This window comes from Gillisella taibaishanensis (assembly GCF_001938985.1).
GTDB lineage: Bacteria > Pseudomonadota > Alphaproteobacteria > Rhizobiales > Rhizobiaceae > Allorhizobium > Allorhizobium taibaishanense.
Genome location: NZ_MKIN01000018.1, coordinates 73,620 through 96,993, shown reverse-complemented (window position 1 = coordinate 96,993; position 23,374 = coordinate 73,620). Strand labels below are relative to the sequence as shown.

Here is a 23,374-nt window from a genome sequence, read left to right as displayed (position 1 = left end):
CAACAACCGTTGCTCCGGTCGATTTTTTGTTTGCTTCTATGCGATAAATTCACAAGAACAATACTTAAGGTAGAATTCTTGAAAATTGCAATTCGTCAAATCCGCGTGCCGATGCGTCATGATGCGCCCATAGCTCAGGCATCTATGGAACCTCAGCGTGAACGCCGTTGGTCCGGTCAGAGGTGAAGAACGATGTCAGCGTCCTTGATGAGCGGAACGCGATAGCACAATCGCGCTATCGCCAAACGACGTGCGCGCGCCACCTATCCCGGGTTTTATGGCTATTGGAGGAATTGATGATCCAAGTCTATTTCTGGCCCTACAGGTCGACTAAAATTGTCGGACATGCCGCGTTGCGGATCAGTGTCGGTCAGGGAAATGGTCTCGATACCTATGTGAGTTGGTGGCCCAGTCCGGATGGCAGCGGGCCAGTTGCTCCAAACTCCTATGAAACAGATGTATCCTGGGAAGGTCCTCCAAAAGGGATCGTTTCCATTTCGGGTCTTGATGAGGCTGCCATGCGGCGGACATGGCAAACGATGCTCGCTCGCGACCCGAAATATAATGTCCTACGCAAAAACTGTGCATGGGCTGTCAAGACGATCCTCGATGCCGGAACTGGCTACGACTTTGTCGCCGCCATTGCAGACCTCGGGAACTTGAATTTGGCACCCCAGTCCGTGTGGACGCCGCGGAAGGTCTTCGACTATGCGGGTATTGTCAAAATGCGGTTTCAAAGAAAGGACCCCTCAACAGGCCCGTTCAAGGACGCCTCTCATAGGTCCAGTCACCTACGGCTAAGTTGAACAAGCCCGGCTTTCTCCAGGCGAAACGATGGGAAAGCCAGGCTTGATAGGGTCGCAAAGGCAGAGGTAACGCCAATCTGCGTCTTAGAACTCCGACCATTCCTGCTTGACGGCCGCCGAAGCCGAGCCTCCTCCGAAGGCCTTGCCGAGCTTGGATGCGAGCGCCCGGGCGGGAGAAGCAACAGGAGGCTTTCCTGCGGCCTGTGTCGGGCGGGCGCCGGCGCTCATGGCCGAGCCTGCAGGGGCTCTTGAACCCGTGGCGGGACCGTCTTCCAGCTTGAACTGGCGCAGCAGATCCATCAGCGCATCGGCCTCGGAGGCCAATGTGTGGCTGGCCGCAGTCTGCTCTTCCACCATGGCGGCATTTTGCTGGGTGCCCTGGTCCATGGCGGTTACGGCGGTGTTGATCTCGGACAGACCGGTCGACTGTTCGCGCGCGGCCGTCACAATCGCCGTGACGTTTTCGCTGATTTCCTGCACGGCCTTGACGATCTGCTCCAGTTCGCGGCCGGTTTCGCCGACCAGCGACACGCCTGACCCGACCTGGGCCGAGGAAGCGCTGATCAGGACCTTGATTTCCTTGGCGGCCTTGGCCGAACGCTCGGCCAGCGCCCGCACTTCCTGGGCAACGACGGCAAACCCCTTGCCGGCCTCACCGGCACGCGCCGCCTCGACGCCTGCATTCAGCGCCAGGAGATTGGTCTGGAACGCAATGTCTTCGATGACGCCGATGATGCTGCCGATCTCGCCGGAGGACTTCTCGATCTCGGTCATGGCGGCCACCGCATTGCGCACCACTTCACCGGAGCGTTCGGCACCGGTGCGTGTGGTCGCGACCAGTTGACCGACATCTTCGGCGCGGCGCGCGCTGTCGTTGACCGTGCGGGTCACCTGCTCAAGTGCTGCCGCGGTTTCCTCGACCGAAGCGGCCTGCTGTTCAGTCCGTTTTGCCAGATCGTCAGCGGAGGCGCGGATTTCCGCTGCACCCGCGTTGATCGCCTGAGCATTGGCGCCGACCGTCTTCAGCGCCGCCTGCAGCTTGGAAAGCGACTCGTTGAAATTGACCCTGAGGCCATCCAGGCGCTCGACGAAGGGCTCTGTCAGGCGATAGGCGACATTGCCGTTGGCAAGCGCCGAAAGCCCCTGCGCCAGTTGCACGACAACGAAGGAGATCTCGTCGGCCTCCTGCTGCTTCTGGGCCTGAGCCGCCTGCTGCTCGGCCTCGACGCGGCGGCGCATGGTTTCGGTTTCACCAGTCAGCCGTAGCTTTTCGATGGCCGCATCCTTGAAGACCAGCACGGCCTTCGCCATGCGGCCGACTTCGTCGGCGCGGTTTACAGCGGGAACGTCAACGCCATGATCACCTTCGGCAAGCCTGGTCATAGCAACCGTCATGCCGGTGATCGGATTGACGATCGAGCGGGCCAGCAGCCAGATCAACAGGATCGCCAGCGCGCCCGCAAGTGCTGCACCGAGAAACAGTGCCATTTCCAGCCGGGCCTGGGCCTGGCTCTGGATCTGTCGCTGCTCGTCGCTCAGCGAAATCACCGCCGTCTTCGCCTTGGCCGCCGCATCGCGGAAGGCATCGAGTTCACCCTTGGCGGCATAGAGTGTGGACACCTCTTCCGCCGTCTTGCCAGCCTTGCGGGCTTCAACCTGCGGCAGAACCAGTTGGGTGTGGAACGTGTCTGCCGTGCGCTTGATATCATCGAGTAGTGCCAGCACGGCCGGCTTGCCTGCGGCGGCAATGCGGGCATCGCCGAGATATCTCACCACCTTGTCGCGATTGTCGAACAGCGCCTTGTAGGTGGTGTCCGACCCCAGCAGCAGATAACCACGGTGATTGACGGCCTCTTCCAGCATGGCCTGCAAGGTCAGATCCAGCGCATAGCCGACCTGCTCGATCTGCGCATGCTCTTCCAGGGCGGCCTTGACCTGTCTGCCCTGCAGAAACACCACCGCTGAGGCGATGAAGCAGCCGGCCATGATGGCAACGAAGGTCAGATAGAGTTTCTTGCTGAGGGATAAATCCTGAAACGACATGGGGCTGCTTTCTTTCTTTATACGTCTGCGGCGCGGTGCCCGGCACCCGCCATGAAAGCCAAGCCACGTCAGCCTTTGCAGGCAACGCGGGAACACCCTTTGGCGGCCTGCCCAGAGAACCGCAACCGGTTTCGGATGGCGCTATCAGGGCACTCGACAAGGGCCGGACCGCGCTTTTCAGGGCGCAGTTCGGCATCCATGACTTTCCTTCTTCGCAATTATGGCCGTAGCCGCTCTAAAAAAGCGTTACAGCCTTACGTGGAATTCACGAGTTTACACGCTGGCAATGGACGATTTTTCTCTGACGCATCATGGACATGACTTTTGTCAAAATCTCTTCCCGTAAAGTTCTAGAAGGCGATGCGATCTCCTGCCGCGCAGGCAAGAGGCTTGCAAGTGCGGGCGGAAACCGGCATTGACGGACCATGACCCAAACGCCAGAACCTCAACGTCTCGACCAGCTGCTGGTTGCCCTCAATCTTTTTGCCAGCCGGTCGCGGGCGCGCGATGCCGTGCAGCGCGGCGGCGTCAAGGTGAATGGCCGGACCGTCACCAAGCCGAGCCTGACCTTCAGCCCCGATGTCACCATCGAGATCGATGATCCCGCCCAGGATTACGTGTCGCGCGCGGCGCTGAAGCTGGTGGCGGGGCTCGACCATTTCGGCCTCGATCCCAAGGACCAGGTCTGTCTCGATGTCGGCGCCTCCACAGGCGGCTTTACGGAAGTGCTGCTGCATCGCGGTGCAGCGCATGTGATTGCCATCGATGTCGGCCACGAGCAGTTTCACCCCCGGCTGGACAGCGATCCGCGCACCACCAATATCGAAGGGCTGAATGCCCGCTATCTGGAGCCCGAGGATATCGACAACCAGGCCTTTACCTTCCTGGTGTCGGATGTGTCCTTCATCTCGCTGAAGCTGGCGCTGGTGCCGGCGCTTGATATGGCCGAACCCGGCAGCCACTGTCTGCTGCTGGTCAAGCCGCAGTTCGAGGCGGGCCGCGAGGCGATCAGCAAGGCTGGCCTGTTGAAGGAACCGGAAACCGCGCCGGCCGTTGCCGCCGAGCTGGAACGCTGGCTAAGCGAAGAGATGGGCTGGGAAAGCCTTGGGCTGATCCCCTCGCCGATTGCCGGCGGCGACGGCAATGTCGAGTTCCTCCTGGCTGGCCGCAAGCCTGAGGATGCCGACGACGGCGGCGATGAAGACAGCGACGAAGATGAGGATCGCGCCGGCGACGATAAGGATCGCGCCGGCGACGACGAGGGCGACGCATGAGCACGGAAACCCTTGTGATCAACGCGCTGGGTGCCCAGGGTGACGGCATTGCCAATGGTGCTGACGGCCCGATCTACGTGCCGTTTTCGCTGCCCGGCGAAAAGCTGGCTGTGGCCCGCGTCAAGGACCAGGCGACGATCATGTCGATTGCCACCCCCTCGCCCGACCGGATCGAGCCGGCCTGCCGGCATTTCGGCCCAGACGGGGTTGGCGGCACCTGCGGCGGCTGTTCGCTGCAGCATATGGAAAAGCAGGCCTATAACGCCTTCAAGCGCTCGACGCTGATCGCGGCCTTGAAATCCAAGGGCATTGAAACTGAGATCGCGCCGCTGATCGAGGCCCACCCGGGCGAGCGGCGCCGGCTGGTGTTTACTGCCCGCAAGCGCGAAAAGGGCCTGCTGATCGGCTTCAACCAGCCTGCCTCGCGCCACATCGTCGAGCTGGAGGAATGTCCCGTCACGTCAGCAGGCATTCTCGCCCGGCTGGACGACCTGCGCGGAATTGGGGCGGCGATTGCCACGGGCTCGGACCATTTCCGCATGACGGTGACGGAAACCACGACCGGGCTAGACGTATCGCTTGACGGCGTGCGCGGCGGCCTGCCGGACCGCGAGCGCCGCGCCATTACCGAAACCGTGCTGAAGATGCGCGGCATCGCCCGCGTCTCGGTCAATGGCGAGATTGTCATCGAGCCGGCAAAGCCGCTGCTGGATTTTGGAGGCGCGCTCGTCTCGATGCCGCCGGGAGCCTTTACCCAGGCGACGCGGCCAGCCGAAGACGCGATGTCGGCGCTGGTGCTTACCCATGTCGGCAAGGCGAAAAAGGTTGCGGACCTGTTTTCCGGCATCGGCACCTTTGCGCTCAGGCTGGCGCGCCAGGCCCAGGTTCTGGCCGTGGAGTCCGACGAAAAGGCCGTGAAGGCGCTGGATCTCGCCGCGCGCGGCACCCAAGGCCTGAAACCGATCAAGACCGAACGGCGCGACCTGTTTCGCCGGCCGCTGATGACCTCGGAGCTGAAGGGCATCGATGCTGTCGTCTTCGACCCGCCACGGGCTGGCGCCGAGGCGCAATGCGCCGAACTGGCGCGCTCGCAGGTTAAGACCGTCGTCGCCGTCAGCTGCAATCCGCTGACGCTGGCACGCGACCTGTCGATCCTGATCGATGGCGGCTACAAGATCACGTCGATGACGCCGGTCGACCAGTTCCTCTGGTCGCCGCATCTGGAAGTCGTGGCAGCATTGAGCAAGGGCTAATCAGCCTTTGCCAATTGCCTGATCTTGTTAGTATTGCCGTAATTTGCCGCTGCCAACCGTGTTGGGGCAGCGGCAGCTTTCACCGACGCGGCCGGGGCTGGCCGGGCAGGAATAGCGGCCGGCGCCGGCATCACTCGATGGCGGCCTGATGATGCAGACATAACGCGGCGGCCGCATGCCCTGACCCGGCGCCGGCAAATTGCGATTGATCACATCCGGCTGCGCCTGGGCGATTTCGAAAGGAACCGGGGAGAAAGCGCCCTCGGCCGCATATCCATCCGCTGCGACCGTCACAAGAGCCAATGCAAGAAGCAGACCGCGCATATTTACCTCCCAGCCATCAAAGATGCGGCAAGATAGACGGCAAGATCTGAAGATCCGCTGAACGAAAGCCGACAGCAATGATGCTCTTTACAGCGCCGTGCGTTTTATAAAACGCACTAAGGACGCTGTAACGCTTTAAATCTGCTGCATAATTTTCTCCTTAAATCGATTCCGATTTCAGGAATTATGCAGTAGTGCTCGTTCGGCTGCTTAAATCGTCTTCTTTGCAAGGAAGGTCTCAAAGGCTGCGCGGGCTTCCGCGCTCTTCAACCGTTCCTTGAAATGCGCCAATTCCTCATCGATGCGGGCCAGAACCAGGTTGCGGTCGCCGCGCAGGAGATCGCGGGCGATCTTGAGGGCCTGCGGCGGCTTTTTGGCGAGATTGGCGGCGATTGCCAGGGTTTCGCTCTCTACCGCATCCGGCTCGACCACTTTCCAGATCAGGCCGGCCTCGCGCGCCGCTTCGGCCGAAAAGCCCTCCCCCATTGCCAGCAGCGCGAAAGCACGCTGGTGGCCCATGGACAGCGGCGCCAGTAGGCTGGATGCCGCTTCCGGCACCAGCGCCAGATCGACGAAGGGCGTCTTGAACAGGCTGCGGCTGGAGGCGACCGTCAGGTCGCAATGCATGTTGAGCGTCGTTCCGATGCCGATCGCCAAGCCATCGATGCCTGACACCAGCGGCTTGGAAGCAGCAACCAGCGCCTTCAACAGCACGGCGGCGGCGGGAAGCTTGGAGCCATCGGACAGGGCATAGGCAAGGAAGTCGCCCATGTCATTGCCGGCGGTGAAGCAGCCTTCCGTGCCGAGGAAGGCGATTGCCCGGACCGTCTCGTCGGCTTCTGCCAATTCCAGTGCGGCCACGATGCGAAGATACATCGCCTCGGTCAGCGCGTTCTTCTTTTCCGGCCGGTTGAACCGAATGACGAGAACGCCGGGATGGGCCTGCGGCCGCTCGGTCAGAACATGCTCGTTTGCGCTTGGCTCTGTCATGGTTTTGCTCCTCAGGCCAGAACGGCGCGGGCAGCGGCCAGGCTTGCAGCGCCGCCTGTCACTGTCGATTTCAGCGCAGCCGTCTCTGCCAAAAGGTTTTCGGCGGCAAAGCGGGCGAGCGCAGCACGCTTGTCCTCACCATCGGCAAGAGCGGCCTTGGCGAGGTAGCTGCCGGTCAGGGTGAGGCCAAACAGGCGCTGATAGGGCGTGGCGCCCGACAGCGCTTCGGTCATCGCGCCTTCGCCAAGCTTGGCGAGCAGCCATTCGGTCGCCTCTTCCAGATCCTTGATCGCTGTCAGCAGCCGGGTTGCCGTATCGCCGAAGTCCGGCCGGTTGGAAGCATCGACGGCGACGGCGATCGCCTTCAACTCCCCGATAAAGCCACGCACCTGGCCGCCGCCCGACAACGGCAGTTTGCGGGTGACAAGATCGATGGCCTGAATGCCGTTGGTGCCTTCATAGATCGGGGCGATGCGGGCGTCGCGCAGCAGGCGGGCAGCGCCGGTTTCCTCGATATAGCCCATGCCACCATGCACCTGGATGCCGAGCGAGGCGACCTCGACACCGATATCGGTGGCAAAGCTCTTGGCAATGGGGGTCAGCAGCGCGCCGCGTTCGGCGAAATGCCGGGCCTCGTCACCATCAAGGTGATGGCTCATGTCGATGGCATGGGCGCAAGAATAGCAGATGGCGCGCGCGCCTTGCGTCAGCGCCTTCATCGTCACCAGCATACGGGCAACATCGGGATGCTCGACAATCGGGCTCATCGTCGCTTCCGTCCAGCCGGGCGCCTTGCCCTGGCGGCGCTCCTGAGCATAGGCAAGCGCTTTCTGGGTGGCGGCCTCGGCGATGGCAACGCCCTGCATGCCGACGGCAAGGCGGGCATTGTTCATCATCGTGAACATGCAGGCGAGACCCTTGTTTTCCTCGCCGATCAGATACCCGATGGCACCCGGCATATCGCCGAATTTGCCGTCGCCATAGATCATCGTGCAGGTCGGTGAGCCATGGATGCCGAGCTTGTGCTCCAGGGAATGGCAATGCAGATCGTTGCGGGCGCCAAGCGAGCCGTCGTCATTGATCAGGAATTTCGGCACCAGAAACAGCGAGATGCCGCGCGAGCCGGCCGGCGCATCCGGCAGGCGGGCGAGCACGAGATGCACGATATTATCCGTGGCGTCGTGATCGCCCCAGGTGATGTAGATCTTCTGGCCGAAAATCCGGTAGCTGCCATCTTGGTTGCGTTCGGCGCGGGTGCGCAAGCCGCCGAGATCAGATCCGGCGCTCGGCTCGGTCAGGTTCATGGTGGCCATCCACTCACCTGAAATCATCTTGGTAAGATAGCGTTGCTTCAGGGCGTCGGAACCGTGCGCGTCGAGCGCTTCGGCAGCCCCCATGGTGAGCACTGGACCGAGGGCAAACCCCATCGAGCCGCCGTTCCACATTTCGAGCGCCGCGACATTGAGCATATGCGGCAGGCCCTGGCCGCCGAAATCCTGCGACAAAGCCAGGCTGTTCCAGCCGCCTTCGGCCCAGCGCCGGTAGAGGTCGGCCCAGCCCTCAGGCAGCACAACGCCGGCTTCGGTTAGCTTGGCGCCCTGACGGTCGCCAGCCTCGGACAGCGGCGCGATCTCATCTGCGGCAAACCGGCCGGCCTCTTCCAGAATGGCATCCACCAGATCTTCAGAAAGATCGCCCATCTGGCCGGCTTCGAGCGCCTTGGCCATGCCGGCAACCTGCTTCAGGGTAAAGGCAATCTCCTCCACAGGGGCCTTGTACATCGCGTCTCCTCCTCCGCCTTAACTCGTCTCGATGCGCCACTGCGGCATGCTTTATAAATGTCGCCGGGCGCCGATCGTCCTCAACCAGACCCGCGCGCAGTCGACATCACATGCAGCGGTGCGTTCACGTCAGCTAATTGATTTTTACGTAAACGTCAATCAAACGCAAGTCCGTTTGCGCTCTGCGACCGATCACGCCGACCAATTTCCGTGTGTTGATCGCACCGTCACAATCGGCGCATATAGGGACAAGATGCGCAGGCCGCGCCAAACCGGCGACCCGAGGACAGCTATGGATATCTTGAGATCGACCACCCCCATTCCCGGTCTGGTCTGGGCCTATCACATCGATGCCCGCAGGCAGAGCGCCACGCGCCTGCCGATGGAGGCATCGGCGGCTGACCTGATGCCGGCAGAAGGGTTTTTATGGCTGCATCTGAACCTTGCCGACACCAGGGTTCCCGCGTTTATCGAGCAGTTCGAAGGACTCGTCGAAGCGGCGCGCGCAGCTCTGATCAATCACGAGCACCACGCCGCTCTCTCCGTCGATGAGCAACTGATCTATGGCACGCTCGTTGATTTCCAGCGGGAATTCGCTGCTGCCACCCGCGATATCGGCTGGCTGCATTTTGCCCTGTCGGACCGGTTCATCATCACCACGCGGCTACAGCCGATCCGCTCCGTCGACCTGCTGCGCGTTGCCATCGAAAAAAACCCGGCCAAATTTGCCTCGCCGATGCAGGTCTATGAAGTGCTCGTGGCGGAATTCCAGCGCGGCATCATGGCGCTGGTGCTCGAACTGATGGACGAGATCAACCGCATCGAAGACGTGGTCTATGACGCCGACATGCGCGACGAGCGCACGCAATTGGCGCCGCTCCGGCGGATCATCGTGCGGCTGCACCGGCATTTGCGCGGCATGCTGTCGATGATGCGCCGCGCCAACGCCGCCGACGAGGATGAAATGCCTGTAGGATTCGAGGATGTCTCGGGCCGGCTGATCAACCGGCTGGAGGCGGCCGACCACGACGTCTATGCGCTGCACGAACGCGCCCGGCTGCTGCATGAAGAGATCGACAGCAAGCTCTCCTCCGAGACCAACCGCCATCTCTACATCCTGTCGCTGATGACCGCTTTCCTGCTGCCGCCCTCGCTGGTCACGGGGTTTTTCGGCATGAATACGTCGCATCTGCCCTTTACCAGCGGGCCCGAGGGATCGGCCTATGCGATCGCTTTCATCATCGGCTCGATCCTGCTGGCCTGGTTTATCCTGAAGCGGGCGCGGATTCTTTGAAGGCTACAAACGCAAAACGCCCGGCACGAGGCCGGGCGTCTGTTAAATGGAAGACCTATCAATAGTAGGGCGAATAGCACTGCTGGCGGGTGCCGTTATAGGTCACGAAAGTGTTGCTGTAGGAATCGTAGCTGCGGTAGCGGCCCGAGCACCATTCGTAGTGGCGCGGGTTGACACCATTGCTATAGGTCGGCTCCACCGGAGCCGGGCGCGGCTGCGAGGCAATTGCCCCCCCAATTAGCGCACCGGCGGCAAAGGCGGCCAGCGGGTACCAGTTGCCGTCGTGATGACGGCGATAGCCTGGACGCGGGCCACCGTAGCCGCGATAGCCATTGTAATAGCCCGGGCCTGGGCGATAATAGCCACCACCGTGGCCGTAGCCGTCATAACCGCGCCATTGCACCTGTTCGACCGGAAGCGTCGGTGCCTGTACGGATGTCGGCGCGCCAAGCGGCATGGCATCGGCGCTGATGAAGGAAGTCGCCAGAACGGCCAAAGCCGTGCCAGCCACTGCAAAACGCTTGATAAGGCTCATGATCGTCGTCTCCACATGATCTTTAGAGATAGGTCTGCAAGGCGCTGTCTTCCAGATCCGCTTCGATCACGCTTGCCTGATGCGGGAGCGGAGTGCCTTTGCTGCCTTTCTTATCTGACAATTTAGCGAATGCTGGATGAACTGGCGATTAATGCAAATTCGGCCACTCGCGCGCCAGGCAAGGGCGAAACGACAAGCCTCGCGTAACGCAGCCGGCCTAGAACGCTATAAAGTTTCTATTAACAAGCATCCGCTAAAATTTTTGGGCGACAGCCAGTGCGACGGTCCGTCATCCCATCCGTGGAGAGTGCGTTCGATGTCCAAACTGCGATATTATGCGGCCCCCAAGCTGCCGGTGGCAGAAGCAAAGCCACCCAAGGCCATTCACAGCGAATTCCTGCGGACCGGCAAAATCATCCGCGACGAGGATGACTGGGTGGCCGATGAAAAGCGCTACCTCTCCTACGAGGAAGTAGCGGAACGCACCGGTCGGCGCCTACAGGCAGCAGCCGACACCACCCATCAGCGCATCAACGGCGTTCACAAGGCCATCCGCTTTCCAAAATTGCTGTTTCACCAGACGCTCTCGGACATCCCGCATCTCGGCTACTGCCACGTCACGGCGTCACGCGCGAATTTCGCCGATTATGCCGATGTGAAATGGGCCTTTTACTTCGCCAATTTCAACGCCGAGATCGGCGGCGAGGAAAGCTTCTTCAAGCGCATCACCCCGCAATATGGCCGGATGTATTTTGCCGTGGCGCTGAAGCCGGATCGGGTGAAGCGCGAGATGGTCGTCGACCGCTCGATCCGCGAGGATGGGCTGCTGTTTCGCACCAGTGATCCGAAAGTGGCGCTGAAAAACGTGCTGCTGCTCGGCGCCCGCACCTCGGCCCTGCGCAAGATCATTGCCAGCATGTAAGCCTTACCGCCCAGAGTTTGTCAGGGAAAAGTGGGCCCCGTTTTTCCCGAACAGACTCTCGACGCGGCAAGGCGTTATTTTAAAACAGACGTTTCAGGCTCGATCAAACCTCGATCTCGACATCGCCCTTCGGGCGCGAGCAGCAGGCGAGAATATAGCCTTCCTCGATCTCGTCATCGAGAATGCCGCCATTGTGGTTCATCTCGACTTCGCCCGAGAGTTTCATGACCCGGCAGGTGCCGCAGAGGCCGGATTCACAGGCCGCACCAATGCGCACGCCGATGGAGCGGGCGGCCTGCAGCACGGTAAAGCCCGGTTCGCACAAAGCCTCCTTGCCAGCCAACGTGAAAGATACCTTGTTCGGCTTCACCTCGCCCGAGGGATCGGCGACCACGACCAGCGGCTCCGGGGCCACCGGCTGGAAGGTTTCCTCGTGATAACGGCTCATATCGAAACCGGCACCGGCCAGCGATTCCCTGACCGTTGCCATGAACGGTTCCGGGCCGCAGCAGAACACCGTGCGATCAAGGAAATCGGGCGCCAGCAACCCGATCTTTGCCTTGTCGATAAAGCCGCGCAGGCCCGACCAGAGCTGCGAGCGCTGCAATTGCTCGACGATAAAGCCGAGCTGGAAGAAGGGCAGATGCCGCGCCTTATATTCCAGCTCCCACCGAAAGATGATGTCGTCGGGCGAGCGGGCGCAGTGGATGAAGGCAATATCGCTGTCGGGCTGGCGGTCGGCCATATCCCGGGTCATCGACATCATCGGGGTGATGCCGGAGCCGGCCGAGATGAACAGGTATTTCTCGCCGGGATGTTTCACATAGGAAAAATCGCCGAGCGGGCCGAAGGCCTTGATCTTCATGCCCGGCTTCAGATTGTTAAACATCCAGCGGGTGCCGATGCTGTCTTTCTGCGCCTTGACCGTGACCGCCACCGTATAGGGCCGCGACGGGCTCGACGACAGCGTGTAGGTGCGCATGACCGGCTCGGGGCCAACCGGCAGTTCCAGCGTCACGAACTGGCCGGGCAGATACCGGAACCAATGGCCCGGTCGGTCCGGCTTGAAGGTGAAGGTCATTACATCGGGCGCCTCAGGCGTCCAGGCAACGCATTCCAGCAGATGCTCCCGGTCGGACCAGGGGCGCATCTCGTCGACATGGCGGTAGATCTTATCCGCCATGATCAGGCGACGACCGAGAGAGGGGCTTTTTCGCCCTGAAGACGGTCAACCATGAAATTGGCATACCATTCTACGAACTGCATGACGCCCCCTTCGTGATCGGGCGAGTAAGGACCGGGCTCATAGGCCGGCGAGCGGATGCCGAAGGCGTTTTCCTCGACGATCGACCGGTCCTGGTCATTGGTCATGTTCCAGACATGGGTGAGGTCGTGGAGATTGTAATCCACGCCTTCGACCGCATCCTTGTGCACCAGCCAGGTGGTGGTGACCGCCGTTTCCTCGGCGCTCAAGGGCAGCACGCGGAAGGTGATGGCGTGGTCGCCAAGCAGATGGTTCCAGGTGGTGGGGTAATGGAACATCAGCATCGTGCCGATATGAGAAATGGTGACATCATCAGACAGAGGCCGCTTTACGGCACGCTTGCCGTCCATCGTATAGCTCTCGGCATCCTCAATCAGCGGCATGCGGGCAACGCGGAACTGGCCGCTTTCATGCATGGTGAAGGCGCTGGGCAGGCCGGCGGCCTCGCAGCGCTGCCAATGCTCTGTTATCACAGGATCTTCGCCGGCACCCTGCACGCCAGTCGCGCTCGGCGCTTCCGGATAGGTGCGGCACAGTTCCGGGTGATTGCCGGCGCAGTGGTAGCATTCGCGGTTGTTTTCCCAGACGAGCTTCCAATTGCCCTTCTCGACGATCGTATTGCGATGGGCGATCTTGGACTCCGACAGCCGATGCGGCTGCAGATAAGGCAGAGCGGTCGCACGGAAGCTGGCGAAATCCTGCGGGGCCTGCGCCAGACAGATGAAGATATAGCCGCCGAAACTTTCGCAAGCGACCGGCTTCATGCCGTGCTCGGCCTTGTCGAAATCCTCGCCCATCTGGCGGGCAAAGACCAGCGATCCATCGAGATCGTAGGTCCACTGGTGATAGGGACAGACGAGCTTTGCCGAGGCGCCGCGCTCCTGGGTGCAGACCCGGTGGCCGCGATGACGACAGGTATTGTGGAAGGCGCGGATCACACCATCGCGCCCACGCACGATGACGACAGGGTAATCGCCGATCTGGACGGTGAAATAGTTGCCAGCGCGCGGGATCTCGCAGTCATGGCCGATGAACAGCCAGTCGCGATACCAGATCATCTCCATATCGAGCTTGAAATAGTCCTTGTCGATATAGAAGGGCTGCTCAAGGCTATAGCCTTCGCGGCGATTTTTCAGCTGGCGCAAGACGGCAGATTGAAAATCCATGACATCCTCTCATTCTTAATCACGCGGCTTAATCATGCGGCCTTCATCGCGCGAGACCATTGAAAGCCAGGGCGGCGAAAGGAAGGGCGTCGCGGCCGCAGCCTTGACTGTTTCAATCGGTTCCGGCTTTTCCCCATCTAGCCACAAGCGCCTCCCCCACGCCGCCTTGGCCTACGACATCGCCCCGATGGATTGCGACATAGAGGCGTTTGCATGTCGCGAATGAGGGGATGATAGCGCCGTTTGGTTCAAACTCAAAGGGTAGTAGAAACATCCGACGGAATGCACACCATTTACATTTCACTTTTCGATTGAATTTTTCAGACCTCTATGCTCTCCTAAAGTTGCTTGGGAAGGGATTGAACACTGGAGCATGAATCACTTACGCGAAGAGCAGTTTTTCTGCTTGGTCGGGCGCTTCGCCGGACCTCATAATATTGGTAACTCTTTTGTTGCGCGGAAGGTTTCGACGTCTCGTCGTCTTCAGACCGCTTCCGCTCGACAAGACGTCGAAACCTTCCACGTCTTAGGTAAGTGCTAACAGATCCCTCCATTCCTGAGTTGCTTGAGCGAGTGGACATGACAACAGTTCGTGTCCACTCGCCCACATCTCTTTTATTCTTATGCGGCGGACCTATCGACATTCATGCCGTAAAACCTCCGTCGCTACGCGAAGCGTTCACGCGAGTTCTCAACCAAAAGCCTTTTAAAAAATACACAATGCTCTTAGCAGAGCAGCTAAATGCTTTTTTTCCAAAAGGAAACTATCAAGACATCCTTACTTTTGAGGCCCATATCGCACAAATATCTGAACTCATCGTGCTATTTTCGGAGAGCTTCGGAAGCGCTGCCGAACTAGGCGCTTTTTCTATGGTGCCCGACATCGCCCACCGGCTTTTGGTTGTGATTGATGACGACCACTACAATGCCAATTCATTTATATCGCTCGGACCAATTCGCGCCCTCGAAAACAAATTTGACTCATCAGTATGCGTTCTACATCGCCAAGACATTGGAATCCAAAATATTCGCAATGTGGCGGATGTCAAAATTGACGTGCTTTCAGAGCAAATGGAAGCGGCAATCGGAGCAAGAGAACGATCGTCAAAGGAACACACAACCTTTGACGCGACGAGGCCAGGGCACATTATCAAGTTCATTGTCGGTCTTATTCAGAGCTATGGCGCTCTGACGATCGATGAAATTGAAGCGCATTTATTTAGCGTGGATCTTAATACGTCAGTCGATACATTAAAGAATTACCTTCTTTGCGCCGAATTTGCGGACTGGATTATGCAGGACAAGCGAGGCACTAAGACTTATTTCTCTGCTCTAGATCGAAAAAGAGCGGTCCAATTTGAATCTCGTAAAGATCGGGAAAAGTTTGATAAAATTCGATGGCATGCATCTGTAATGGAGCACTGGAAGGCAACCGATTCGATCCGTTTCAGCAGCATTCAAGCTGCGATGAAGAGAGGACGGCATGACTAACTTGCTTAGATCAATGGCAATTGAGACCGGCCTGTCTGAAGTCATTGTTCAGCGTATTATGCAGTCCGCACCCAATAGGTATAAGCATTATAGTATAGAAAAGCGAAGCGGCGGGAAAAGACTAATATCACAACCTGCAATTGAAGTTAAGCTTCTACAGCGCGCATTCGTCAGCCTGTACCTTAGCAAGCTTCCAGTGCATGCTGCAGCAATCGCCTACCGCCCCAACAAATCTATTTTGGACAATGCACTTCCACATGTGAGTTCAGGCTCTATTCTAAAAATGGATTTTAAGGATTTTTTCCCTTCCATCCGAAAAGCACATTGGATGAATTACTGCGCGGAGTTTGGTATTTTCGAAACCCAATCCGAACGCGAACTGGCGGCGTCTTTGCTATTTCACCGCCCAAAAGGTTCTAGCGTCATGCAGCTCGCAATCGGAGCACCCTCTTCGCCGACGCTATCCAATGTTTTGATGTACAAATTTGATGAGATCATTAGTTCCGAGGTAGCAACTGATAAAGTAATATACACCCGTTATGCTGACGACCTCACTTTTTCAGCAGATCGATCCTGGAACTTAGTTGACGTCGAAAGGATAGTTAAAAAAACACTTCAAAATATCTCCTACCCGAAGCTCCAGCTGCATCCAAGCAAAACCATTCATGTCACCAAGAAATTTAGCAGAAGCGTAACCGGCCTTATTCTTGCGAACGATGGACGCGTAACAATTGGTAAAAAAAGAAAGCGTATTATTCACGCTGCAACTCACGCTGCATCGTTAGGGCGCTTGGACGATAGACAGCTTCAAAAACTTGCTGGAATGCTTGCGTTCGTTCACTCTGTTGAACCTAGTTTCATCGCTTTGCTTGAACGTAAGTATGGATTTGAGACAATTAAGGGATTGCAAAAGATCGGCGCAAACGATCGTCGGAACCTGCGTGCCGCAGTGGGAGAAGCCGATTTCGGGACATGATCACATCGACCAGCCATAAATTCACTCGACGCTCCAGCCTATGCAGGAATTGTTGATGACGTGGCGAAAATGGTGATGTCGAGAACCGGAGCACAGCGTACTTCAGTACGTGAGCACCGGAAGCGCAGATAGCGCCATTTGGAGCCCGTCAGCAGCAATTCATGTGTAGGCTGGCCCCTCACACCACATGCGGCTTGTAGATCAGCCAATCCTTCGGAACGTAGCTGTTGTCGGTCGCGCCGTAGATGGTGACGGTGTCGCCGCCGGCGGATTTGGAGGAGGCAAGTGCCCGCTCGGAAAAGCTCATCAGGTCGAAGGCATTGGGGGCCTGCTGTGACAGGCAGATACCGAAGGACATGGTGAGCGCCGCCAGCGAGCCGTTGGAGCCGGCATTGACCACCGCCGTCGCCTTCAGCTTGACGCGCACGGCGTTGACGATGCGGCTGATTTCTTCCTGATCCGACGTGTAGAACAGCAGGCCGAAGCGGCTGCCGTCGAAGCGGCAGGCGAGATCGTCCTTGCCGGCCACGGCCTTTACCACCTTGGCGATCTGCTTGATGAAGCGTTCGGTGACCGTCGGGCCGAGATGGTCGGCGAGCTTGCCAAATTCATCGATCTCACCCACTGCCAGGCCGCACAGCGTCGGCAATTCCGGATTGGCATAGACTTTTGCGAGCGCTTTGTTGAAAGCGCGGCGGCTGCCCATGCCAGTCAGCGGATCGATGAATTTCGCCTGTTCGACCTGGTCGGCCTCGCGCTGAACGTCGGCGAGTTGCTCGGTCTTTTCCACGACGGTTTTCACGACATTGCTGTTTTCGGCAACGCGCTGGTCGGTGGCGGCCTTCAGTGCCTGGATAGAGCGGCTCAGCTCCGGATTGCCAAGATCAGTGTCGGTCAGAATGCCTTTGGTGGCATCGCCGATCAGCCGACCGTAATCGGTCAGCGACAGCTTTTCCTGATTGAGCAGGCTGATGAAGCTGCTCATCTCTGCACGCACCTTGTTATTGTGGCGCGCCAGAAGCCCGTCTTCGTGATGGTGGGGAAGATATTTACGGCCGAGCGCATCCAGCGCTTCCTGGGTCTTGACCTTGCCCAGCGCGATGAACTCGCGCACCAGATCCGGATTGCTGCCGGAATAGGCCTCGTAAACCAGTTCATAGTTGCGTGGCAGGCCCTCGATTCCCATCTGATGCATGGCAGTCGCAACACGCAACGCAATGCTGGAAGCCGGATTTTTCATAGGCTGCATCGGATGTATTCCCCACATCGAGTCATTGTTTGCGTAAGATTAGCGCGACACTTCTTTCTTTCGGTTACAGGGGTATTTAAAATTTTATCGATTGATGTGGACAGGGAAAAACACTGGGGCGCGACCGGAAAGCTGCGCTGCATAAAAGTCTTTGCCCCTACAGCGCCGTGCGCCATATATGGCGCACAAAGGTTCGCTGTAGCACTTTAAATCTGCTGCATAATTTCCTCCTTAAATCGATTCCGATTTAAGGAATTATGCAGTAGGCCTGCAGCAGGTTATTTCACCGGGAACACAGCGACAGGCAAGCATGGCACAGCACCTTTCAGTCATCACCTACCCAGATCAGGCAATTGCGAGCGCCTTGCCGCTGCTCCATGCTGGCGCGGTGATCGCCATGCCGACCGAGACCGTCTATGGCCTGGCGGCGGATGCCACCAATCCGCAAGCGATCACCCGGATCTATGAGACCAAGGGCCGACCGCGCTTCAACCCTTTGATCTGCCATGTCAGCGATCTCGCCATGGCCGAGCGCTACGGCCGCTTTGATCCGCTGTCGCGGCAGCTGGCCGAACAGTTTTGGCCGGGGCCGCTGACGCTGGTCGTGCCGGTCAAACCGGGCTGCGGTCTTCACGATCTCGCGACCGCCGGGCTCGACACGGTCGGGCTCAGGGCACCGCGTGGTTTTGCATCGGAGCTGATTGCCGCTTTCGGAAAGCCGCTTGCCGCCCCCAGCGCCAATACATCGGGCCGGATCAGCCCAACCACGGCCGCCCATGTCGAAGAGGATCTGGGCGGAAAAATCCCGCTGATCCTTGATGCCGATGCGGCAGCCGTCGGGGTAGAATCCACCATTCTCAAGGTCGAAGACGGCCAGATCCGGCTTTTGCGCCCGGGTGGGCTTTCCGTCGAGGATATCGAGGCGGCAACAGGCCTGACGGTGATCCGTTCGGAAAAGGCAGGCGCAATCATCGAGGCGCCCGGCATGCTCGCCTCCCATTATGCGCCAAATGCCAGCGTGCGGCTGAATGCGACGGTGGTCCATCCGGGCGAAGCGGCGATCACCTTTGGCTCTGCGGCACCCGAAGGGCTTGAAAAAGCTGTGGCGGTGCTCAATTTGAGCGCGAGTGGCGATCTTGCCGAGGCGGCGGCCAATCTGTTCAGCTTCATGAAACAGGCCGATGCCAGCGGCGCAGCGTCGATCGCCTTTACCGCCATTCCAGCCCATGGGCTCGGCGAGGCGATCAATGACCGGCTGGAGCGGGCCGCCGCGCCGCGGTAAGCAGCGCCCTTGTAAGCAGCGCGCCCGTGACCAGCGCAGAATATCAAAGGATGGATCGATGACCGATATGCCCATTTCTCAAAAGCCTTCGGCTTCGCTCGCTCCTGATACTGCATTGATCGAGCGGTTCATTGCTATCGTCGGCACGACTCACGCCCTGACCGAACCAGCCGATATCACACCCTATCTCACGGAAAATCGCGGGCTTTATCACGGCGCCTCGCCGCTGGTGCTGAAACCCGGCTCTACGGAAGAAGTGTCGAAAATCCTGGCGCTGGCCAGCGAAACGAACAGCCCGATCGTCCCGGTCAGCGGCCGGACCGGCCTTGTCGGTGGCCAGGTGCCGCGCGATGGATCGAGCGATATCCTGCTGTCGCTGGAGCGGATGAACCGGGTGCGCGAAGTCGATCCGGTCGGCAATGTCATCGTCGCCGATGCTGGCTGCATCCTTGCCGATATCCAGAAGGCGGCCGAAGAGGTCAACCGGCTGTTTCCGCTGTCGCTCGGCTCGGAAGGCTCCTGCCGCATCGGCGGCAATCTCGCCACCAATGCCGGCGGCACCGCCGTGTTGGTATATGGCAATATGCGCCAGCTCTGCCTCGGCCTCGAAGTGGTGCTGCCGACCGGCGAGATCTGGAACGGGCTGCGCCGGTTGAAGAAAGACAATAGTGGCTACGACCTGCGCGACTTGTTCATCGGTGCGGAAGGCACGCTTGGCGTCATTACAGGCGCGGTTCTGAAACTCTATCCGCGTCCGCTTGGCCATGAAGTGGCATTTGTCGGGCTGAAATCACCAGCGGAGGCGCTTTCGCTGTTCGAAAAGGCCGGCGCGCTCTGCGGCCCGGCGCTAACCGGCTTCGAGCTGATGCCGCGCATCGGCGTTGATTTCACCAGCCGGCATATTCCCGGCGTGCGCGATCCGCTCTCGACCCGGCACGACTGGTATGTGCTGATCGACATTTCCACATCCGATGCTGTCGAGACGGCGAAGACGATGATGCAGGATATGCTGGAACAGGGGCTGGAGGCCGGCCTGATCGACGATGCCGTGGTGGCCGGATCGGAGGCGCAGCGCAAGGCGATCTGGCACATGCGCGAAAGCATGTCGGACGCGCAAAAGCCGGAAGGCGGTTCGATCAAGCACGATGTGTCCGTGCCGATCGCCAGTATTCCCGTGTTCATGAAAGAGGCGGAAGATGCCGTGCTTGCCGCCATGCCAGGCGCCCGGGTCTGCGCCTTCGGCCATCTCGGCGACGGCAATATCCATTATAATATCAGCCAGCCCATCGGCGCCGACAAGGCAGAGTTCATTGGCCGCTGGCGCGAGATCAACAAGGTGGTGCACGACATCGTGCGCGCCCATGGCGGCTCGATTTCCGCCGAGCATGGCGTCGGCCAGTTGAAGCGCGCGGAATTGGCCGAGACGCGGCCGCCGATTGAAACCGTGCTGATGCAACGCATCAAGCAGGCTTTCGACCCCACCGGCATCATGAACCCAGGCAAGGTGGTGCCCAACGGATGACCACGCCCGGCGACCCCGAGAGCGGCCTTGAGGCCGCGCCGCAGAAGGTGCTGTTTCGCATCGATCTCGCCAATGGGGCGCGGCTCGGTCCCGGCAAGGTGGAACTGCTGCGGCTGATCGGCCAGCATGGCTCGATCCGCTCGGCCGGCGCTGCCATGGGCATGTCCTATCGCCGCGCTTGGCTGCTGGCCGACGAGATCAACCGCATGTTCCGTGAGCCGGCCATCGCCACCCGCCACGGCGGCAAAAGCGGCGGAGGCGCCTATTTGACCGCATTCGGCGAGGCCCTGCTGCAGCGCTCGATGGCGATGGATGAAAAGATGCGCCATGTGGTGGGTGACGATATCGCTTGGCTTGAGAGCGTCGCGGCTCAAAGAAACGCACCAGCCGAAGAGCAAAATCCATAACCGAATTAAAGTTATAATATATAATTAAATACAAATCAGTCCTATCCTTGCCGCCAACTGGGCCTGAAGGTTCTGGTTCTAGAGTTTTTTTATGCGGCCTCCTTCACCGGATGCCGTCGCGGTGATAAGTCTCGCGGCCGTAAAAGGAGATGCTCATGGGATTGCTCAAATCGGTGACCGACAAGGTCCGTCAAGTCAGCAGTTTCGGCCGATCGATACCTTCGGTCCCGAAGACCCTGCGTGACGCGGGTTGGGACGACGAAATGTCCTTCTGGCGAGAATTTTGCCAGAGTGAGCGCTTCATCGAAAATTTCTGCGTTCGCGCCCCGAATCCGGAAATGGACCAGGACATCGAACTGTTTATCAAGGGCTATGCGGTGGCCCAGAATGCTCATGGTCAGGTACCAAGAGTGCTGGATATCGGCTCGGAGCCGGTCAGCATGCTGTCGCATAGCTTCGACGGTGAGAAGGTGGAATTGCATGCCGCCGATCCCTTGGCCGACGACTACCGAAAGCTCTGGGATCCCAGCAAGTACAAGAACCTGGTCCTGCCTGTTGCCTGTCCGGTCGAGGAACTCAGCCAACGGTTCGAGCACAATTCTTTCGACGTCACACATATTCGCAACGCGCTCGACCATGTCACCAATCCGCTGGATGGGCTTGAGCAGATGCTCACGGTCACCAAGCCGGGCGGTTTCCTGATCGTGCATGGCTTTGCCAATGAAGCCGTTTCTGAAAACTGGCAGGGTTTTCATCAATGGAACCTGTGCTGGGCGGAAGACAATGATTTTACCGTCAGCGGCAAGGATGGCTCCGTTCGCAGCCTGAGGAAATTCTTCGGTAAACGCGCCAGGATCATGCGTCCGTGGATGCGCTACCCCCAGGACTCAAAGGCGTGGTGCGGCTTTATCGCCCAAAAGGCGCCGCTGATCTAATACAGGTCGGCGCTACCGGGCGGCGCCGCCAATATGACATGCCATTATGCGCCCGGCTTGACCGCTTGCCGATAAACCCCGCCAGCCTCGACCGAGACGGCCTTGAACAGCACCGAAACCGGTTTGCCGGGTTCGAGATCGAGCGTGGCGCGGGAGCGGCGGGTTATCTCTGCATCGAGAACCTCGCCGCCGCAATCCACCCGCACCAGTACCGTCGTACCGGATTCGAAAATCGCGCTGACGCGTCCGCTGAGGCTGTTCAGCGTCGAGAGCGAGCCTGTTTCGCCGGTGGCCAGTACCAGATCACTGGCCGGCACGAAGACGCGGATCGAGGTGCCCACAGGCAGGTCGGCCTGCTTCAGAAAGAGCGAACCGGCCGGACCGGTGGCCAACGTCAACCCGTTTTCCGGATCATGGCCGGTCACGCGAGCGCGCAAAAAGCTGCCGGCGCGGCTCTGGCCAAGACGTGGCAAGTGCTGCAGCGTATCTTCGACCGCGTCAGCCATGGCCGCCCGTCCCTGGTTCAGCGTCACCACCCGGGTCGCGAGCCGGGTGACTTCCTCGACGGCGTGACTAACATAGAGGATCGGCACGCCGGCCTCGTCGCGGATGCGCTCGATATAGGGCAGGATCTGCGCCTTCAGCCCGACATCGAGCGCCGAGAGCGGCTCGTCCATCAGCAGCAATTTCGGGCTGGTCATCAGGGCGCGGGCAATTGCCACCCTTTGCTTTTCCCCGCCTGACAGCCGGTTGGGCGCGCGGTCCAACAGGGTATCGATGCCAAGCAGAGCGCTCACCCGATCCAAGTTTTCGCGCCGCTCGGGTTTCGGCGTAAAATGGCGACCGTAGGTCAGGTTGGCGCGCACGCTTAAGTGCGGAAACAGCCTTGGCTCCTGGAAAACATAACCGATCCGGCGGCGATGGGTCGGTAGGAAGGTGCCGGTGGCGGCATCGCTCCAGGACTGGTCCGAGAAGGCGATCCGGCCGTGATCGGGGCGGATCAACCCGGCGACTGCGTTGATCAGCGTAGTCTTGCCGGAGCCGGACGGGCCAAACAGCGCCGTCAGCCCCTGCCCCAGGCGCAGATCGGCCTGCAATTCGAAGCCCCCCTGACGGTGGCGGATATCGATCTCCAGCATCAGCCCACCAGCCGCGCGGACAGCCGGCGCGTCAAGAGTTCGGAAGCAAGCAGCGCCGTAAGCGATAGGGCAACCGAGACCAGTGTCAGTCGCAGTGCGCCGGCATCGCCGCCCGGCACCTGGGTAAAGGTATAGATTGCCGCCGACAGGGTTTGGGTTTCGCCGGGAATGTTGGAAACAAAGGTGATCGTCGCGCCGAACTCGCCCATGGCCTTGGCAAAGGCCAGCACGGCGCCTGCGGCGATGCCGGGCAGGATCAGCGGCAAGGTGACGGTGAAAAATACCATTGGCGGCGAAGCGCCAAGCGTGGCGGCAGCGGTTTCGAGCTTGCGATCCACCCCGTCCAACGACAAGCGGATGGCGCGCACCATCAGCGGAAAACCCATGATACCTGACGCAAGCGCCGCGCCGGTCCAGCGGAAGGAAAACACCAGGCCGAACCACTGATCGAGAAAGGCGCCGACCGCCCCCCGCCTGCCGAAAGTGATCAACAGCAGATAGCCCGTGACGACAGGCGGCAGGATCAGCGGCAGATGCACGAGGCCATCAAGGAGCCCGCGACCGAAAAAGGTGGTGCGCGACAGGACCCAGGCCATCGCCACGCCAAGCGGCAAGGAGACCGCCACGGCGGTCAAGGCCACCTTGAGGGTGAGGAGAACGGCAGTAATTTCTTCCGGTGACAGAAAATCGCTCATGCGTTCAAGGTCCACGCTCGCACGGG

At 59.7% G+C, this 23,374-nt stretch carries 21 protein-coding genes; 11 read left to right on the top strand and 10 right to left on the bottom strand.

Features of this window, described 5'->3' with window-relative positions; genetic code table 11:
• Nucleotides 1-296: 296 nt before the first annotated feature.
• Entirely contained in the window at nt 297-806 is a 510-nt protein-coding gene (locus BJF91_RS02735) for a hypothetical protein (RefSeq protein ID WP_075612951.1), read from the top strand.
• Between the two features lie 84 nt (nt 807-890).
• Here BJF91_RS02735 and BJF91_RS02730 read toward each other — a convergent pair whose 3' ends face one another.
• The gene (locus tag BJF91_RS02730) at nt 891-2,849 is read right to left on the bottom strand and encodes a methyl-accepting chemotaxis protein (protein WP_075612950.1); all 1,959 of its coding nucleotides are present in this window, start codon (nt 2,847-2,849) and stop codon (nt 891-893) included.
• Between the two features lie 425 nt (nt 2,850-3,274).
• Between BJF91_RS02730 and BJF91_RS02725 the strand changes: the two genes are divergently transcribed.
• The gene (locus tag BJF91_RS02725) at nt 3,275-4,123 is read left to right on the top strand and encodes a TlyA family RNA methyltransferase (protein WP_075612949.1); all 849 of its coding nucleotides are present in this window, start codon (nt 3,275-3,277) and stop codon (nt 4,121-4,123) included.
• The gene (locus BJF91_RS02720) at nt 4,120-5,376 is read left to right on the top strand and encodes a class I SAM-dependent RNA methyltransferase (RefSeq protein ID WP_075612948.1); all 1,257 of its coding nucleotides are present in this window, start codon (nt 4,120-4,122) and stop codon (nt 5,374-5,376) included. The genes BJF91_RS02725 and BJF91_RS02720 overlap by 4 nt, the downstream gene beginning before the upstream one ends.
• A gap of 27 nt (nt 5,377-5,403) precedes the next feature.
• Here BJF91_RS02720 and BJF91_RS02715 read toward each other — a convergent pair whose 3' ends face one another.
• The 3 genes from BJF91_RS02715 to BJF91_RS02705 all read right to left on the bottom strand — a co-directional run bounded on the left by BJF91_RS02715 (nt 5,404) and on the right by BJF91_RS02705 (nt 8,471).
• Nucleotides 5,404-5,700, bottom strand: coding sequence for a hypothetical protein (locus BJF91_RS02715; RefSeq protein ID WP_075612947.1), 297 nt, complete (start codon nt 5,698-5,700; stop codon nt 5,404-5,406).
• Nucleotides 5,701-5,910: 210 nt separating this feature from the next.
• Nucleotides 5,911-6,690, bottom strand: coding sequence for a crotonase/enoyl-CoA hydratase family protein (locus BJF91_RS02710; RefSeq protein ID WP_075612946.1), 780 nt, complete (start codon nt 6,688-6,690; stop codon nt 5,911-5,913).
• A gap of 11 nt (nt 6,691-6,701) precedes the next feature.
• Nucleotides 6,702-8,471: an acyl-CoA dehydrogenase gene (locus tag BJF91_RS02705; protein WP_075612945.1), complete on the bottom strand. Its 1,770-nt coding sequence runs from the start codon at nt 8,469-8,471 to the stop codon at nt 6,702-6,704.
• 292 nt (nt 8,472-8,763) lie between these two features.
• Between BJF91_RS02705 and BJF91_RS02700 the strand changes: the two genes are divergently transcribed.
• Nucleotides 8,764-9,765: a transporter gene (locus BJF91_RS02700; protein WP_075612944.1), complete on the top strand. Its 1,002-nt coding sequence runs from the start codon at nt 8,764-8,766 to the stop codon at nt 9,763-9,765.
• Nucleotides 9,766-9,823: 58 nt separating this feature from the next.
• Here the strand turns inward: BJF91_RS02700 and BJF91_RS02695 are convergent, their stop codons facing one another.
• Complete coding sequence (locus tag BJF91_RS02695) at nt 9,824-10,303, bottom strand: BA14K family protein (RefSeq protein WP_407639854.1); 480 nt, start codon at nt 10,301-10,303, stop codon at nt 9,824-9,826.
• Nucleotides 10,304-10,616: 313 nt separating this feature from the next.
• Here BJF91_RS02695 and BJF91_RS02690 point away from each other — a divergent pair, with 313 nt between their 5' ends.
• Nucleotides 10,617-11,222 carry a DUF6656 family protein gene (locus BJF91_RS02690; protein WP_075612942.1) on the top strand — a complete coding sequence of 202 codons (606 nt, stop codon included), beginning with the start codon at nt 10,617-10,619 and terminating at the stop codon, nt 11,220-11,222.
• 103 nt (nt 11,223-11,325) lie between these two features.
• Here the strand turns inward: BJF91_RS02690 and BJF91_RS02685 are convergent, their stop codons facing one another.
• Together BJF91_RS02685 and BJF91_RS02680 are read right to left on the bottom strand one after the other, a co-directional pair.
• Nucleotides 11,326-12,405, bottom strand: a complete 1,080-nt coding sequence (locus BJF91_RS02685) for a hybrid-cluster NAD(P)-dependent oxidoreductase (protein WP_075612941.1) — start codon at nt 12,403-12,405, stop codon at nt 11,326-11,328.
• A gap of 2 nt (nt 12,406-12,407) precedes the next feature.
• A complete protein-coding gene (locus BJF91_RS02680) occupies nt 12,408-13,652 on the bottom strand; it encodes an aromatic ring-hydroxylating oxygenase subunit alpha (RefSeq protein ID WP_075612940.1) in 1,245 nt (414 codons plus the stop codon).
• 579 nt (nt 13,653-14,231) lie between these two features.
• Between BJF91_RS02680 and BJF91_RS02675 the strand changes: the two genes are divergently transcribed.
• Nucleotides 14,232-15,143 carry a retron St85 family effector protein gene (locus BJF91_RS02675; protein WP_139310561.1) on the top strand — a complete coding sequence of 304 codons (912 nt, stop codon included), beginning with the start codon at nt 14,232-14,234 and terminating at the stop codon, nt 15,141-15,143.
• Nucleotides 15,136-16,119, top strand: a complete 984-nt coding sequence (locus BJF91_RS02670) for a retron St85 family RNA-directed DNA polymerase (protein WP_075612938.1) — start codon at nt 15,136-15,138, stop codon at nt 16,117-16,119. Before BJF91_RS02675 ends, BJF91_RS02670 begins: the two co-directional genes overlap by 8 nt.
• A gap of 178 nt (nt 16,120-16,297) precedes the next feature.
• On the opposite strand, the gene BJF91_RS02665 is transcribed toward BJF91_RS02670, so the two are convergent.
• On the bottom strand, nt 16,298-17,368 hold the full coding sequence (locus BJF91_RS02665; RefSeq protein ID WP_075612937.1) for a GGDEF domain-containing protein: 1,071 nt from the start codon (nt 17,366-17,368) through the stop codon (nt 16,298-16,300).
• 310 nt (nt 17,369-17,678) lie between these two features.
• Here BJF91_RS02665 and BJF91_RS02660 point away from each other — a divergent pair, with 310 nt between their 5' ends.
• The 4 genes from BJF91_RS02660 (at nt 17,679) to BJF91_RS02645 (ending at nt 21,514) form a co-directional block, all read left to right on the top strand.
• The gene (locus BJF91_RS02660; protein ID WP_075612936.1) at nt 17,679-18,650 is read left to right on the top strand and encodes an L-threonylcarbamoyladenylate synthase; all 972 of its coding nucleotides are present in this window, start codon (nt 17,679-17,681) and stop codon (nt 18,648-18,650) included.
• Between the two features lie 67 nt (nt 18,651-18,717).
• Entirely contained in the window at nt 18,718-20,172 is a 1,455-nt protein-coding gene (locus BJF91_RS02655) for an FAD-binding oxidoreductase (protein ID WP_075613086.1), read from the top strand.
• A complete protein-coding gene (locus tag BJF91_RS02650) occupies nt 20,169-20,579 on the top strand; it encodes a winged helix-turn-helix domain-containing protein (RefSeq protein WP_075612935.1) in 411 nt (136 codons plus the stop codon). Before BJF91_RS02655 ends, BJF91_RS02650 begins: the two co-directional genes overlap by 4 nt.
• A gap of 155 nt (nt 20,580-20,734) precedes the next feature.
• The gene (locus BJF91_RS02645; protein WP_075612934.1) at nt 20,735-21,514 is read left to right on the top strand and encodes a methyltransferase domain-containing protein; all 780 of its coding nucleotides are present in this window, start codon (nt 20,735-20,737) and stop codon (nt 21,512-21,514) included.
• 44 nt (nt 21,515-21,558) lie between these two features.
• On the opposite strand, the gene modC is transcribed toward BJF91_RS02645, so the two are convergent.
• Both modC and modB read right to left on the bottom strand, forming a co-directional pair.
• Nucleotides 21,559-22,656 carry a molybdenum ABC transporter ATP-binding protein gene (gene modC, locus BJF91_RS02640; protein WP_075613085.1) on the bottom strand — a complete coding sequence of 366 codons (1,098 nt, stop codon included), beginning with the start codon at nt 22,654-22,656 and terminating at the stop codon, nt 21,559-21,561.
• A complete protein-coding gene (modB, locus tag BJF91_RS02635; RefSeq protein WP_075612933.1) occupies nt 22,653-23,348 on the bottom strand; it encodes a molybdate ABC transporter permease subunit in 696 nt (231 codons plus the stop codon). The genes modC and modB overlap by 4 nt, the downstream gene beginning before the upstream one ends.
• Nucleotides 23,349-23,374: the final 26 nt, after the last annotated feature.

Excerpts from the sequence above, each read along its gene's own strand:
- BJF91_RS02655 (WP_075613086.1), top strand. The coding sequence starts at position 18,718 with ATGCCCATTTCTCAAAAGCCTTCGGCTTCGCTCGCTCCTGATACTGCA.
- modB (WP_075612933.1), bottom strand. The coding sequence starts at position 23,348 with ATGAGCGATTTTCTGTCACCGGAAGAAATTACTGCCGTTCTCCTCACC.
- BJF91_RS02720 (WP_075612948.1), top strand. The coding sequence starts at position 4,120 with ATGAGCACGGAAACCCTTGTGATCAACGCGCTGGGTGCCCAGGGTGAC.
- BJF91_RS02665 (WP_075612937.1), bottom strand. The coding sequence starts at position 17,368 with ATGCAGCCTATGAAAAATCCGGCTTCCAGCATTGCGTTGCGTGTTGCG.
- BJF91_RS02685 (WP_075612941.1), bottom strand. The coding sequence starts at position 12,405 with ATGGCGGATAAGATCTACCGCCATGTCGACGAGATGCGCCCCTGGTCC.
- BJF91_RS02700 (WP_075612944.1), top strand. The coding sequence starts at position 8,764 with ATGGATATCTTGAGATCGACCACCCCCATTCCCGGTCTGGTCTGGGCC.
- BJF91_RS02710 (WP_075612946.1), bottom strand. The coding sequence starts at position 6,690 with ATGACAGAGCCAAGCGCAAACGAGCATGTTCTGACCGAGCGGCCGCAG.
- BJF91_RS02715 (WP_075612947.1), bottom strand. The coding sequence starts at position 5,700 with ATGCGCGGTCTGCTTCTTGCATTGGCTCTTGTGACGGTCGCAGCGGAT.
- BJF91_RS02705 (WP_075612945.1), bottom strand. The coding sequence starts at position 8,471 with ATGTACAAGGCCCCTGTGGAGGAGATTGCCTTTACCCTGAAGCAGGTT.
- BJF91_RS02680 (WP_075612940.1), bottom strand. The coding sequence starts at position 13,652 with ATGGATTTTCAATCTGCCGTCTTGCGCCAGCTGAAAAATCGCCGCGAA.
- BJF91_RS02650 (WP_075612935.1), top strand. The coding sequence starts at position 20,169 with ATGACCACGCCCGGCGACCCCGAGAGCGGCCTTGAGGCCGCGCCGCAG.
- BJF91_RS02645 (WP_075612934.1), top strand. The coding sequence starts at position 20,735 with ATGGGATTGCTCAAATCGGTGACCGACAAGGTCCGTCAAGTCAGCAGT.
- BJF91_RS02730 (WP_075612950.1), bottom strand. The coding sequence starts at position 2,849 with ATGTCGTTTCAGGATTTATCCCTCAGCAAGAAACTCTATCTGACCTTC.
- BJF91_RS02735 (WP_075612951.1), top strand. The coding sequence starts at position 297 with ATGATCCAAGTCTATTTCTGGCCCTACAGGTCGACTAAAATTGTCGGA.
- BJF91_RS02670 (WP_075612938.1), top strand. The coding sequence starts at position 15,136 with ATGACTAACTTGCTTAGATCAATGGCAATTGAGACCGGCCTGTCTGAA.
- BJF91_RS02725 (WP_075612949.1), top strand. The coding sequence starts at position 3,275 with ATGACCCAAACGCCAGAACCTCAACGTCTCGACCAGCTGCTGGTTGCC.
- BJF91_RS02660 (WP_075612936.1), top strand. The coding sequence starts at position 17,679 with ATGGCACAGCACCTTTCAGTCATCACCTACCCAGATCAGGCAATTGCG.
- BJF91_RS02675 (WP_139310561.1), top strand. The coding sequence starts at position 14,232 with ATGACAACAGTTCGTGTCCACTCGCCCACATCTCTTTTATTCTTATGC.
- BJF91_RS02690 (WP_075612942.1), top strand. The coding sequence starts at position 10,617 with ATGTCCAAACTGCGATATTATGCGGCCCCCAAGCTGCCGGTGGCAGAA.